This is a genomic window from Phenylobacterium sp., from assembly GCF_965229015.1.
Classification (GTDB): Bacteria; Pseudomonadota; Alphaproteobacteria; order Caulobacterales; family Caulobacteraceae; genus Phenylobacterium.
The window spans coordinates 2,276,209-2,289,010 of sequence record NZ_CBDDIM010000001.1; the positions used below are offsets into that span (position 1 = coordinate 2,276,209).

The 12,802-nt window shown below is 70.1% G+C and carries 13 protein-coding genes; 3 read left to right on the forward strand and 10 right to left on the reverse strand.

Translation table 11 applies throughout. From position 1 onward, the window contains the following. Positions 1-12: 12 nt before the first annotated feature. From ACO06I_RS11460 to ACO06I_RS11490, 7 genes are all read right to left on the reverse strand, one after another. Positions 13-1,095 carry a Zn-dependent alcohol dehydrogenase gene (locus ACO06I_RS11460; protein WP_421932698.1) on the reverse strand — a complete coding sequence of 361 codons (1,083 nt, stop codon included), beginning with the start codon at positions 1,093-1,095 and terminating at the stop codon, positions 13-15. Positions 1,096-1,256: 161 nt separating this feature from the next. Next, positions 1,257-1,703: a hypothetical protein gene (locus ACO06I_RS11465; protein WP_421932699.1), complete on the reverse strand. Its 447-nt coding sequence runs from the start codon at positions 1,701-1,703 to the stop codon at positions 1,257-1,259. Between the two features lie 105 nt (positions 1,704-1,808). Further along, positions 1,809-2,306, reverse strand: coding sequence for a hypothetical protein (locus ACO06I_RS11470; protein WP_421932700.1), 498 nt, complete (start codon positions 2,304-2,306; stop codon positions 1,809-1,811). Between the two features lie 62 nt (positions 2,307-2,368). Then, the gene (locus ACO06I_RS11475) at positions 2,369-3,295 is read right to left on the reverse strand and encodes an alpha/beta fold hydrolase (protein ID WP_421932701.1); all 927 of its coding nucleotides are present in this window, start codon (positions 3,293-3,295) and stop codon (positions 2,369-2,371) included. A gap of 65 nt (positions 3,296-3,360) precedes the next feature. Then, complete coding sequence (locus ACO06I_RS11480; RefSeq protein ID WP_421932702.1) at positions 3,361-4,986, reverse strand: long-chain fatty acid--CoA ligase; 1,626 nt, start codon at positions 4,984-4,986, stop codon at positions 3,361-3,363. Positions 4,987-5,022: 36 nt separating this feature from the next. Then, positions 5,023-5,478, reverse strand: coding sequence for a VOC family protein (locus tag ACO06I_RS11485; protein ID WP_421932703.1), 456 nt, complete (start codon positions 5,476-5,478; stop codon positions 5,023-5,025). Next, positions 5,478-6,731 (reverse strand): NADH:flavin oxidoreductase/NADH oxidase family protein, encoded by a 1,254-nt coding sequence (locus ACO06I_RS11490; protein WP_421932704.1) that lies wholly within the window; start codon positions 6,729-6,731, stop codon positions 5,478-5,480. The genes ACO06I_RS11485 and ACO06I_RS11490 overlap by 1 nt, the downstream gene beginning before the upstream one ends. A gap of 113 nt (positions 6,732-6,844) precedes the next feature. Here ACO06I_RS11490 and ACO06I_RS11495 point away from each other — a divergent pair, with 113 nt between their 5' ends. Then, positions 6,845-7,738, forward strand: a complete 894-nt coding sequence (locus ACO06I_RS11495) for a LysR family transcriptional regulator (protein ID WP_421932705.1) — start codon at positions 6,845-6,847, stop codon at positions 7,736-7,738. A gap of 4 nt (positions 7,739-7,742) precedes the next feature. Here the strand turns inward: ACO06I_RS11495 and ACO06I_RS11500 are convergent, their stop codons facing one another. Then, the gene (locus ACO06I_RS11500; protein ID WP_421932706.1) at positions 7,743-8,546 is read right to left on the reverse strand and encodes an FkbM family methyltransferase; all 804 of its coding nucleotides are present in this window, start codon (positions 8,544-8,546) and stop codon (positions 7,743-7,745) included. A 26-nt stretch (positions 8,547-8,572) separates the two neighbouring features. Further along, a complete protein-coding gene (gene ubiG, locus ACO06I_RS11505; protein WP_421932707.1) occupies positions 8,573-9,319 on the reverse strand; it encodes a bifunctional 2-polyprenyl-6-hydroxyphenol methylase/3-demethylubiquinol 3-O-methyltransferase UbiG in 747 nt (248 codons plus the stop codon). 114 nt (positions 9,320-9,433) lie between these two features. Here ubiG and ACO06I_RS11510 point away from each other — a divergent pair, with 114 nt between their 5' ends. After that, positions 9,434-10,684, forward strand: a complete 1,251-nt coding sequence (locus ACO06I_RS11510; protein ID WP_421932708.1) for an aspartate kinase — start codon at positions 9,434-9,436, stop codon at positions 10,682-10,684. On the opposite strand, the gene ACO06I_RS11515 is transcribed toward ACO06I_RS11510, so the two are convergent. Next, on the reverse strand, positions 10,681-12,084 hold the full coding sequence (locus ACO06I_RS11515) for an MFS transporter (RefSeq protein ID WP_421932709.1): 1,404 nt from the start codon (positions 12,082-12,084) through the stop codon (positions 10,681-10,683). The genes ACO06I_RS11510 and ACO06I_RS11515 overlap by 4 nt on opposite strands. A gap of 74 nt (positions 12,085-12,158) precedes the next feature. On the opposite strand from ACO06I_RS11515, the gene ACO06I_RS11520 reads away from it, so the two are divergent. Beyond that, complete coding sequence (locus tag ACO06I_RS11520) at positions 12,159-12,773, forward strand: helix-turn-helix transcriptional regulator (RefSeq protein WP_421932710.1); 615 nt, start codon at positions 12,159-12,161, stop codon at positions 12,771-12,773. Positions 12,774-12,802 lie beyond the last annotated feature (29 nt).

Below are 12,802 nucleotides of genomic sequence, written 5' to 3' on the forward strand. Positions count from 1 at the left end.
CTCCGACGGGGTTCAGTCGAAGATGATCACCGAGCGGGCCAGCTCGCCGCGCTTCATGTCGGCGAAGCCTTCGTTGACCTGCTCCAGCTTGATGCGCTGGGAGATCATCTGGTCGAGCTTCAGCTTGCCGTTCATGTAGAAGTCCACCAGACGCGGCATGTCGACCGGGAAGCGGTTGGAGCCCATCATCGATCCCTGCAGCTTCTTCTCGCCCAGGAAGGCCGCGCCCATCAGGGTGATGCTCTGACCGACCGGGATCATGCCGATGATGTTGGCGGTGCCGCCGCGACGCAGCATGTTGAAGGCCTGCTCGGCGGTCTTCGACAGGCCGATGGCCTCGAAGGAATGGTGCACCCCGCCCTTGGTCATTTCGAGCACTTCCTTGACCGCGTCGGTCTGGGAGGCGTCGATGAAGTCGGTGGCGCCGAATTCCATTGCCAGGTTGCCCTTGGAGGCCACCATGTCGATGGCGATGATGCGGCCAGCGCCGGCGATGGCCGCGCCGTTGATGGCCGAGAGGCCCACGCCGCCGCAGCCGATGACGGCCACGGTCTCGCCGGGACGGACGCCCGAGGTGTGGATCGCCGCGCCGACGCCGGTCATCACCGAGCAGCCGATGAGGGCGGCGCGGTCCAGCGGCATGTCCTTGCGGATCGCCACGCAGGCATGCTCGTGGATCAACATGTGTTCGGCGAAGGACGACAGGTTCAGGAACTGGATCATCGGCCCGGCCGGGGTGGTCAGGCGGGGCTCCTCATCGGCGCCGCGCTTGGTCTCAGGCGAGACGCAGAGCGAGAGGTGGCCGGTGAGGCACTGGTCGCAGTGGCCGCAATAGGCCGACAGGCAGGTGATGACGTGGTCGCCCACCTTCACCGTGCGAACTTCCGAGCCCACCTGCTCGACGACGCCGGCGCTCTCGTGGCCCAGCACCGCCGGCAGCGGGTGGGGATAGGAGCCTTCCATGAAGTGCAGGTCGGAGTGGCACAGGCCGGCGGCCTTGGTGCGGATGAGGACCTCGTGCGGGCCCGGCTTGTTGATCTGGACGTCTTCGATTTGAAGCGGTTTGCCCACTTCGCGCAGCACGGCGGCTTTCATCCTGGCGTTCCCCGAACAGCGCCCGTCTAAGCGGGCGGATTATCGAAGTCCGGGTATGCCCGAGACTTCCGAGAGGCGAACCTTATCGCCGTTCAGATGTCGCGCGCCAAGGGAAATTGGCGTTCGGCGAAGTGGGCCGTCCGGGGACGGCCCCGCCGATGTCAGCGCTTCCAGATCGTGGTGCGGCGCTGAGTGGAATAGACCCCGTTGGATTTCATCTTGAGGCTGGCGGCGGCAACCGTGGTGGTCTTGCCCTTGCGCATGATGGTCACCCGAGGGCCGACCTCGGTGACCCGGCCCGCATCCAGGCCGTAGCGGTCGAGGATCTTGTCGCCGACCCGCAGGGGACGCGGCATGGTGGCGGAGGCGTCGGCGCTCAGAGCGGCGGCGTCCAGGGCGCCCCGAACGCCCGGCGTGCTGAGTGCGGCGTCGCCGTGGGTGGTGGATTGGCCTGAGGCCACGCGGGCCTTCGTGGTGAGAGGCGCGACGCCGGTGGTGGCGCTGACCTCACCGTTCACGGGCACGCCCGGAACGGCGACGCCCTGAGCTAGGGCGGGGACAGTGAGAAGGACCGACGCAGCGCCGGCCAGGATCAGGGTCTTGAACATGTCGGTTCTCTCCAAGGTCCCCCGACGCCCTGACTAACGACCGGTTAACCCTGCGGTTCCCGGCCATGGGCCCCGGCTGGAGCCGGGCCCATGTACGGGTCGAACCTACTTCTGGCCCCAGATGGAGGCCTTGGTCTGGGTGGAAACCAGGTTGCCGCCACTCAAGGAGAGGCTGGCCGCCGGAAGGGTGGCGGTCTTGCCCGAGGCGCTGAGGGTGACCATGGTCTCGGCGTTGGTCTTGCCCTTGGTCACCTTGGAGATGGTGCCGATAGGCGCGCCGGTGGAGTCGGTGACCGGCGCCCCGACGGTCAGATCAGCGGCGGTGGCGGCGGTGTTGGTGGCCGTGCCGGTGGCCGCGCCCAGGCTGGCGGACCCGGTGGCGGAGGTGGTCGCCGAGGTCGCGGGCGGGTTCACCGCCCCGGTGTCCACCGGCGGGGTGGCGGCCGGAAGGTTGGTCTGAACGCCCATGGCCGAACCCGCCGTCGCGCCCGCGGCCGGGGTGCTGACGCCAGCCTTCACGCCGGCGGCTCCGGCGACCTGCGCCATGGCCGGAACAGCGATCAGGGTGGCCGCCGCAGCGGCGAGAAGCAGTTTGGTGTTCATGTCGGTCGTCTCCTTGAGAGCCCCGCCGCCCCTCAAACCCCCGACAACCGTAGCTTGTTCCCTCAGGCGTGGAGAGACGCCGGCTTCGAGAGGCCCAGGCGTTTGGGCCAGCCCGCCGGCCATTTCGGCCAGCGCAGGCGAAATTCCCAGCGCGGTGGGATGCAACCCTCCAGGGTGGCCAGCAGGTCCTCGGCGGGCCCGTCGTTCAGGAAATGGTTGGCGCCCGCCACCCGCTCGAACCGCATCGGCCGCCGCGTGCGGGTCTCGGCCACCAGCTTCTCGGCCAGCTCGATGGGGGCGAAGTCGTCCTGGTCGCCGTGCACGACGTGGACCGGGACCTTCAGGTTGCGCAGGGCCGTATGCATGCCGTGGAGCTGGTCGGGCTGGTTGGTGACCTCCAGGACGGCGTGGCGCACGTCGCGGGGAATGATCTTCAGCATCCGCGCGCCCACCTTGAGCAGCCACTCGGCCGTCGGCCCGGGCTGGCCGTAATAGCCCGAGAGCAGCACCAGGCCCGCCACCTTGCCGGGATTGGAGGCCGCCATCAGGGTGGCGATGGCCGCGCCGTAGGACTGGCCCACCAGCAGGATCTTCTGACCGGGCCGGGCCTGCAGCAGGGGGCTCAGAGCCAGGGCCTGCTGGCGGATGTCGCCGACATATTCGACGGGCTCGGAGCCGGCATAGCCGGGCCGGTCCACCACCACCATCTCGCGATCCTGCGGCAGGGCGGCGATGGCCGGCGCCCAGTACTCCGCCCAGGACGGCGCGCCCGTCACCACGACGATCTTCCAGGGGGCCGGCTTGGCCCGCGGGCTTTCGATGGCCGACAGTCTCCACCCCAGGTCGCCGCCGGCGCTGAAGGTCGTGCGGCGGACCACGTGGTCCGGATAGTCGTCGGTAACCGGCACGTGCTCGGTCCGGCCCCAGGCCGCCGACTCCGCCACCGCCCACGTAATTTCAAGCACACCCTTGGGCCGTCTGCGCGCCACGTGTCGAACTCCACCAGGTCTTGGAATATTACCTGGGGCTTGAACGCGCGATCACAAGGCCGGTTCTAGCTGGGCGGGGCGGCGGCGGTTATTTGCTCGCGCAGCTCGCGCTTGAGCACCTTTCCGGTCGGCCCGATGGGCAGGGCCTCGACGATCCGCACCTCGTCGGGGGTCCACCACTTGGCGACCCGGGCGGCGACGTGGGCCTTCAGCACCTCCGGATCGGCGGTCTGGCCGGGGCGCAGGGTGACCAAGAGCAGGGGCCGCTCGTCCCATTTGGGGTGCGGCACCCCGATGGCCGCCGCCATGGCCACGGCGGGGTGGGAGGAGACCGCGTCCTCCAGGTCGAGGGTGGAGATCCACTCCCCGCCCGACTTGATGACATCCTTGGCCCGGTCGGTGAGCCGCAGATAGCCCTCGGCGTCGATCGTGGCGATGTCCCCGGTGTCGAACCAGCCGTCATCGGTGAAGGCCTGGGCCCCCTCGTTCTTGAAATAGGCCGAGGACACCCACGGCCCGCGCACCTGGAGGGCGCCGGGGCTGGCGCCGTCGCGCGGCTGGAGCGTCCCATCGTCGGCGAGGATGCGCATCTCCACGCCCCAGAGGCCGCGGCCTTGCTTCAGCTTGCGGGCCACGCTGATGGCCGGGTCCTCGCCAGCGTGGGCCGGCAGGGGGGTGTTGATCACCCCCATGGGGCTGGTCTCGGTCATCCCCCAGATCTGACGCACCGTGGCGCCCATCTGGTCCTCGATGCGGCCGATCAGGGCCGCCGTGGGCGCCGAGCCCCCGACCGCCACGGTCCGCACGCTGGTGAGCTTCTGGTGGGTCTGGTCCAGGTGGTCGAGGACGCCGACCCAGATGGTGGGCACCCCCAGCAGGAAGGTGGCCTTCTCCGCCACCGCCAGCTCGCAGATCGACGGCCCGTCAAGATGACGGCCCGGCAGGATCAGCTTGGCCCCCACCAGGGGCGCCCCATAGGGCGTGCACCAGGCGTTGGCGTGGTACATCTGGGCGCAGGGCAGGACGGCGTCGCGGGCGCCCAGGTCGAAGGCGTCGGGCTGCACCATGGCCATGGCGTGCAGCACGGTGGCCCGGTGCGAATAGAGCACCCCCTTCGGGTTCCCCGTCGTGCCCGAGGTGTAGCAGAGGCCCGAGGCGGTCCGTTCGTCCAACTCCGGCCAGCTGAAGTCCGGCGTCTGGGCGGCGATCAGCTCCTCATAGACCAGGGTCCCGGGCGGCGACTCCTTGGGCAGGTGCTCACGATCGGTCAGGGCCACGAAGGTCTTCAACAGGGGCAGCTTGGCCGCCAGCTCCCCCACCAGCTCGCCGAAAGTGATGTCGAACAGCAGCAGGCTGTCCTCGGCGTGGTTGGCCACCCAGGCCACCTGATCCGGGTGAAGACGGGGATTGATGGTGTGCAGGACCGCCCCGATGCCGCTGACGGCGTAGTAGAGCTCGAAGTGGCGGTGGGTGCTCCAGGCCAGGGTCGCGACCCGGTCGCCGCGCTTGACCCCCAGCTCCGTCAGCGCCTTGGCCATCTGCTTGGCGCGGGCCAGGGCGGCGGCATAGGTGTAGCGGTGGATCGGCCCCTCGACGGTGCGCGTCACCACCTCCCGGTCGCCGTGATAGGCCGCCGCATATTCCAGGATGGACGGAAGGCTCAGCGCCCGGTCCATCATCAAGGCCAGCATCGCTGTCCCCTCCCCGATACCGTTGTTGGGGCGGTTCTAGGACGGAGGTCGGGAGCGCGCCAGAGGGGACGCGGCGAAGGTCTCGGCGGCGGGATAGTTCAGTTCCACCGTCACGCCGTCGGGGTCGCGCAGGAACACCTGGAGCAGACCGAGTCCCGGCGCCGTCCGCTCCACATAGTCGATTCCTGCGCCCCGGCACCGCCGCCGCTGGCTCGGCCAGTCGGCAGCCAGGAAGGCGACATGGTCCATGGCTCCGGTTCCGTCCTGGCTTGGCGAGCCGTCGCCCAGATAGGCCTGAAGGCCAACCCCAGCGCCGATCAAGTGCACGACCCCGAACCTGGACTCGTCCGGGCCTGCATATAGCCACAGGCCGGGAAAGGCGAAGGCGGGCCGTGGCCCGACGCGTAGACCCAGGACCTCCACATAGAAGCGGCGGGACGCCTCGAGATCGGCGGCCCGCACCGCATAGTGGGCCAGTCTCAGGCCCTCCATCAGGCCGCCCTCCGCCCCCGCTGGTCCAGCAGTCTGGCCAGGACCTGCGCCTCCCGCGCGCGGAACAGCTTGGTCGCCTCCTCGCCGCCCAGAGCCAGATCCGGCGCCAGTCCGTCGCCCAGGCGCTCGAGCTGGGTGTTGTTCCAGCCGAGCAGGTGGAAGAGTCCGATATTGTCCTCGGGCGTCGCTGCACGAGCAATCTCGCCCGATAGCAGCCGCACACCGGTGCGCGGATCGGCGATGAAGGGCCGGCCGATCCCGACAAGGTCCAACTCGCCGGCCTCCAGCGCTCCCACCATTCCCGCCGCGCCGCGGAAGCCGCCAGTGACCATCACGGGCATGGTGGCCACCGCGCGAACGGCGCCCGCGAAGCTCACGAAATAGGCCTCGCGGGCGATGGTGCTGGGCGGCCGGAAGTCCTCGCCCTCGTCCTTGACCGAGACCCCCACCTGTTTGGGTTGCTCCAGCGAGCCGCCGGAGAGTTCCAGCAGGTCCAGAGTGGTGTCGTTCAGCCAATCGGTGAGCTGCAGGCAGTCGGCGTTGGTGAAGCCGCCCTTCTGGAAGTCCGAGGCGTTCAGCTTGACGCCGATCGGGAAGCCCGCTCCCACCGCCGCGCGGACGGCGGCGATGGTCTCCAGTAGCAAGCGAGCGCGGTTCTCCAGCGGGCCACCCCAACGATCGCCGCGCCGGTTGGCCAGCGGGCTGAGAAACTGGGAGAACAGGTAGCCATGTGCGGCGTGCAACTGGATGCCGGTGAAGCCCGCGGCCTTGGCCAAGCGGGCCGACACGGCGAACTGGCCGATGGCGTGGCCGATCTCCGCCTCGGTCATCGCCCGTGGTGGGGCGAAGGAGAACCCGGCGCCGCGCATCACGTCGATCTCGACGCAGGATGGCGCCAGGGGTTCCGGATTGATCGCGCTCTCGACCTGGCGGCCCGTGTGGCCGAGCTGAGCCCAGAAATGGGCGCCGCCGGAAGTCGCCGCGGCCGTCATCGCCCTCAGCTCCGCCAGACCGCTCTCATCCTCGAGCACGACATTGCCGGGCCGCTCCAGATGCCAGCGATCCACCTGGATGTTGCCCGACAGCAGCAGGCCGGCGCCCGATTCCGCCCATGTCCCATAGAGGGCCTGCAATCGCGGCGTGGAACGATTGGCCGGATCGGCCATGCCCTCGCTCATCGCGGCCTTGGCGATCCGGTTGGGCAGGACGGCGCCGCCCGGAAGGGTCAGCGGTGTGGAGAGAGGCGAGGTCATCGGAGCTATCCCTGTCGCCCGGCAGAACCGCCGGATGGGAGCCAGGGTTAAGCCCTTGCCTCCCGGGAGAGAATCCTCGCCATATTTGATTTACTATCGTACGTTGGTTGATAATGCTAGGCGACCTCAACGAACTGAGAACCTTTCAGCGCATCCTGGCGCTGGGCAGTCTGTCGGCCGCCGCCCGGGATCTCGGGGTCGGGCTGGCGGTGGTCAGCAAGCGGCTGGCGACCCTTGAGCGGCGCGCCGGCGTGCGGCTGATCAACCGCACCACGCGCAGCCTGTCGGCGACCGAGGAGGGCCTCGGCCTGCTCGTGCACGTCGAACGGATGATGGAAGAACTGCAGGCCGCCGAGGCCCGCCTCGCCGGAGCCGGGCAAGGGCCGCAGGGCCTGCTACGGGTCAGCGCCCCAATTTCCTTCGGCCGCATCCACCTCGCCCCCGTGGCGGCTCAACTCATCGATCGGCACCCCCAACTCGACGTCGAGCTCAAGCTGAGCGACCGCATCGTCGACCTGGTGGACGAACGGATCGACATCGCGGTGCGGATCGGCCCGCCCCGGGACAGCGCGGCGGTGATGCGCAAGCTGACAGACAACCGCCGCATCCTGGTCGCCTCGCCGGACTATCTCTCGCGCCGTGGACGTCCCCAGACGCCGGAGGAGACGAAGGGACACACCTGGGTTCGATACGGCGACGGCGGCGACCCGATCCGACTCGAGGGACCTGGCGGCGCGGTGGCGGAGCTGCCCGCCCTAGGACGCCTTCGCTCCGACAATGGCGACGCCGTCCACGACTGGGCCGTCGCGGGTCACGGGATCATGCTGAAGTCGAGCATTGACGTGGCCGAGGACCTGCGGGCGGGCCGGTTGGAGCGGGTGCTCGCCGACTGGCGGACCGCGCCCGCTCCGGTCTACGCCCTGCTGCCCTCATCTCGTCACCTTGCGACCAAGACCCGAGTCTTCCTGGACGCCGTGGCCGCCCGGTTCTCGGCCGGTTGGCCCTAGGGTCCTAGGCCGCCATCCGCGCCTTGAAGACGCCGTCGGGAAGCTTGGGGGCGCGGCTGGGGTGGACGAAGAAGTAGTCCTTCCAGGGCAGGTTCGGCACCACGGTGGTGCGCTCCTCCAGCCGGTCGCCGTTGAGGGCGAACATGCGGTAACCGCGGGAGCGGAACATCTCCACCACGCCCTCGGCGGTGCCGCCGAAGCGGGCCTCCAGCATGGCCGGGTGGATTTCGAGCAGCACGTGGGGGCGGTCGCGGTCGATGATGCCCAGGGCGCCGTTCAGCGCCTTCTGCTCGGCCCCCTCGATGTCCATGCGGATGAAGTCCACGCGATTGATCCCGTGCGCCTGGCAATAGCCGTCGAGGGTCACCACCGGGGTGGGCTGCAATTCGACGCCGACATCCTCGAGGTCGGGGCGGACCTTGCCCTCGGGCGCGGCGTCCGAGACGAAGGCGTAGGCGCGGCCCATGCGGCCGGAGGTCTTCTTCGGCGTCACCAGCAGCATCTCGCCCGGGGCGTCGGAGACCGCTGCGTGGATCGGGGTCACCTGGCGGGAGATGCCGTGCCAGGCCAGGCAGTGCTTCAGCACCTCGAAGGTGAAGGCCGACGGCTCGAAGGCGTAGATGCGCGCGTCGGGCGCCACCTGGGTCATGACGTAGGAATGGCGGCCGTCGCTGGCGCCCACATGCAGGCAAACCGGCGCCCCCGACAGCAGGTCGGCCAGATACGGCGTCTCCGGCTCGTGCTTCGCCCACTTCATATTGCGCCGCCAAGCGCGGAAAGCGTGGCCGAGCACGCGGATCGAGGCCATGAGGACTTCCTTTGAACGTGCCGTCTTTACGACGCGTCGCGCGTGACCGTCATCATGTAGTTGATGTCGCAGTCCGAAGACCGGCACCAACGGCCATTGAGCGGGTCGAAGGTCACGCCGAAGGGACCCTGGACCTGCAGCGCCTCGTCCTTGAGGAAGGTCCGAAGCTCGTCGGGCTTGAGGAACTTGGTCCAGTCGTGGGTGCCGGCGGGCAGCCAGCGCAGGACGTATTCGGCCCCCACCTTGGCCAGGGCGAAGGCCTTCAGGGTGCGGTTGAGGGTGGCCACGATCATCAGGCCGCCGGGCGCCAGCAGGCGCGAACAGCTACGCAGGAACTCGCCCGGATCGGCCACGTGCTCGATGACCTCCATGTTGAGGATCAGGTCGTAGGGGCCCGCCCCCTCGGCCTCCAGCCCCTCGGCGGTGCCGGCGCGGTAGTCGATGACCAGGCCCTGCTCGGCGGCGTGGGTCTTGGCGGTGCCGATATTGCGTTCCGAGGCGTCGACCCCGGTGACCGAGAAGCCCAGGCGCGCCATGGGCTCGCTGAGCAGGCCGCCGCCGCAGCCGATGTCCAGCAGCTTGAGCCCCTCGAAGGGCCTGCGCGCCTGGCTGTCGCGGCCAAAGCGGATCAGGGCCTGCTCGCGGATGAAGGCCAGGCGAACCGGGTTGAACTTATGCAGGGGCGCGAACTTGCCCCGCGGATCCCACCATTCGGCGGCGATGCGGGAGAAGCGCTCGACGTCCGCGGGGTCGATGCTGGAGGCGACGGTCATGGCCTCCTTCTACTCGCCATCGGCGCCAAGGCGAAGCCCGGCGTTGCCCCCGGCTCCCAGCGTCGCTAGAACGCGGCCCTTCCCTCTCCCCTCAAGGAGCTTGTGACCACGCCCATGTCCCGGCTGGTGATGAAATTCGGCGGTACGTCCGTCGCCGACCTGGAGCGCATCCGGCGCGTGGGTCGGCTGGTGGCCGCCGAGGTGGCCGCGGGCCATCAGGTGGCCGTGGTGGTCTCGGCCATGTCCGGCAAGACCAATGAGCTGGTGGCCTGGACCGACGGCGCCGGCGCCGCGGCGCAGGGCCTGGAGCCCTCCGACGACGAGTACGACGTCGTGGTGGCCTCCGGTGAACAGGTGACCGCCGGCCTGCTGGCCATGACCCTGCGCAACATGGGCCTGCCCGCACGCTCCTGGATGGGCTGGCAGATTCCGATCATCGCCGACGACGCCCACGGCCGCGCCCGCATCGACGACGTGCCGCCGGAGAACCTGGTGGCCGCCATGGATTCGGGCCAGGTGGCGGTGATCGCCGGCTTCCAGGGCGTGACCCGCGACGGCCGCATCGCCACCCTGGGCCGCGGCGGCTCCGACACCAGCGCGGTGGCCATCGCCGCGGCGGTGAGCGCCATCCGCTGCGACATCTACACCGACGTCGATGGGGTCTACACCACCGACCCGCGCATCGAGAGCAAGGCCCGCAAGCTCAGCAAGATCTCCTACGAGGAGATGCTGGAAATGGCGTCCCTGGGCGCCAAGGTCCTGCAGACCCGCTCCGTCGAACTCGCCATGGCCAAGAACGTGCCGGTGCGGGTGCTGTCCAGTTTTGTCGAGCCCGGCGAAGCGCCCGGCCAAGGCACCATCGTGTGCGACGAGGAAGAGATCATGGAAAAGCGCATCGTGAGCGGGGTCGCCTATAGCCGCGACGAGGCCAAGATCACGCTGTACGGCCTGCCCGACCACCCCGGCGTGTCCTCGGCGATCTTCGGCGCCCTGGCCGACGCCAACGTCAATGTGGACATGATCGTCCAGAGCCACGCCCGCACCGCCGACACCGCCAACATGGAGTTCACGGTGGGCAAGCGCGACGCCCAGCGCGCGGTGGAGATCGTCCGCGCGGCCCAGCCGCAGATCGGCTTCGAGGACGTGGCCGTCAACGAGGACGTCGCCAAGGTCTCGGTGATCGGGGTGGGCATGCGCAGCCACACCGGCGTGGCCAAGACCATGTTCAGCGCCCTGGCCGAGAAGGGCGTCAACATCCAGGTGATCTCCACCAGCGAGATCAAGATCAGCGTGCTGATCGACGCGGCCTATACCGAGCTGGCGGTCCGCGCCCTGCACGCCGCCTACGGCCTGGACCAGCTCTAGGCCGACTCAGCGCGGTAGCCGGCCAGGCGCCGGGCGGTCCACAGGCCCGCCAGGGCCACCGGCAGGGCGGCGACGAAGACCCAGACCCCGGCCGAGCGGGCCGTGGCGTCGGTCAGTCCGTGGGAGAAGCCCACCAGATTGGCCACCGCCGCGGCCACCGCCGCGCCCGCCGCCGAGCCGGTCAGGCGCACGGTGGTGATGCCGGCCGCCCCGATGGCCCGCTCGGAATCGGGCAGGGCCCCGAGGATGGCCTGGCTCATGAAGGCCCAGGAGAGGCCGAACCCCGCCCCCAGGGCCGCGCCGGCCAGGACCACCCCCACCACCGAGCCGGTAGGGAAGACCAGGGCGCTGGCCCCGACCCCGGCGGTGGCGCAGACGGCGCCGATCAGGATCATGCGCCCCGGCCAGCGCCCGGTGAGATGGGCGACGGCCAGACCCGCAAGGGTCCAGGCCGCCGCCTCTCCCGCGATCACATAGCCGGCGGTCAGGGCAGACAAACCGGCGAGCTGCTGCAGGATCGCAGGACCGTAGATGGAGAAACCCATGGAGGCGGCCGTCAGCAGGAACATGCTGGCGTAGCCGGAGCCGGGGATGGTGCGCAGGGAGCCCGAGCCCTGGGGCAGCAGGCGGACGATGGCCCGCTCGTCGAGCCAGACCATGGCCAGCAGCAGGAAGACGCCCACGGCGGTCAGCCCCGCCGAGCGGGCGAAGGTCCCGGCGATGTCGGCCGCGCCGATGGCGACGACCCCGGCGGCGATCAGACCAAGCTGGCCCCAGGCGACGCCCGAGCCGCCCTCCCCGTCCTCGCCGCGGGGCAGCATGGCGTAGGCGGCGACCGCCACGGCCACGGCCTGGGCGGCGAAGAACCAGAAGACCCAGCGCCAGACGCCGGCGTCGGCGAAGACCCCGCCGATCATGGGGCCCACCAGGCTGGCGATCCCCCAGACCGCGGTGATGGCGGCGTAGACCCGGGGCAGCAGGCGGTTGGGGAACAGCAGGCCGATGGCCACCGAGCAGAAGCCCGTGACCCAGCCGCCGCCGATCCCCTGCAGCAGGCGGCCCACCAGGAAGCTCGTGATGTCCGGTCCCGCGGCGCTGAGCCCGCAGCCCAGGGCGTAGAGCAGGGCCGCGCAGGCGGTGGCGCGGCGCAGGCCGAAGCGCTGGGCCAGCAGGCCCGAGCTGGCGCCGGCCATGACCGAGCCCAGCAGATAGCCCGCCGTGGCCCAGCCGAAATAGGCGTAGCCGCCGAGATCGGCGCCGACGCTGGGCATGATGGTGGCGGTGACCAGGCTGTCGGCGGCGCCGATCCAGACTCCCAGGCAGATGAGGATGAAGCGCGGCGCCCGGCCCTCGCCGAGGACGTCGGCCCAGCCGCCATCGGGGGTGGGGGGTGGTTTCATGTCGACAGGCTCAACCGGGTCTGGCGGCGATGGGTAGACGGGGCGGCGGGTATTTGCAATAGTTTGGTTGTCAAATGCGAAGCCTGGCCGACGACCTGCTGTTTGCGATGAAGACCCGGGGCCCCAGCCAGACCCTGGCCCTGGCGCAGCGCGCGGGGGCCAGCCGCCAGGCGGCGCGGCAGGCCCTGGAGAAGCTGGCGGCCGAGGGGCTGGCCCAGCACGTCACGGCGCGGGCCGGGGTGGGCCGACCCAAGCGCACCTGGTCCCTCACCGACAAGGGCCACGGCCGCTTCCCCGACACCCACGCCCAGATGACCGTCGAGCTGATCGAGGCGGTGCGCGAGGAGTTCGGGGTCACGGGCCTGGAGCGGCTGGTGGCCCGCCGGGAGCAGGCGATCGCGGAGGGCTACAGGACCGCGGTGGGGGACGTTGGCCTCGAGGACCGCCTCACCCGCCTGGCCGCCCTGCGCGCCGCCGAGGGCTACATGGCCGAGTGGTCGCGGCAGGCGGACGGCTCCTACCTGCTGGTGGAGAACCACTGTCCGATCTGCGCGGCGGCGGCGGCCTGCCAGGGCTTCTGCCGCTCGGAGCTGGCGCTGTTCGAGATGCTGCTGGCCCCGGCCCGGGTGGAGCGGACCGAGCACATCCTGGCCGGGGCGCGCCGCTGCGCCTATCGGGTCGCCACCTGAGCAGGGAGCCTATGGGCGAACGGGGCGTT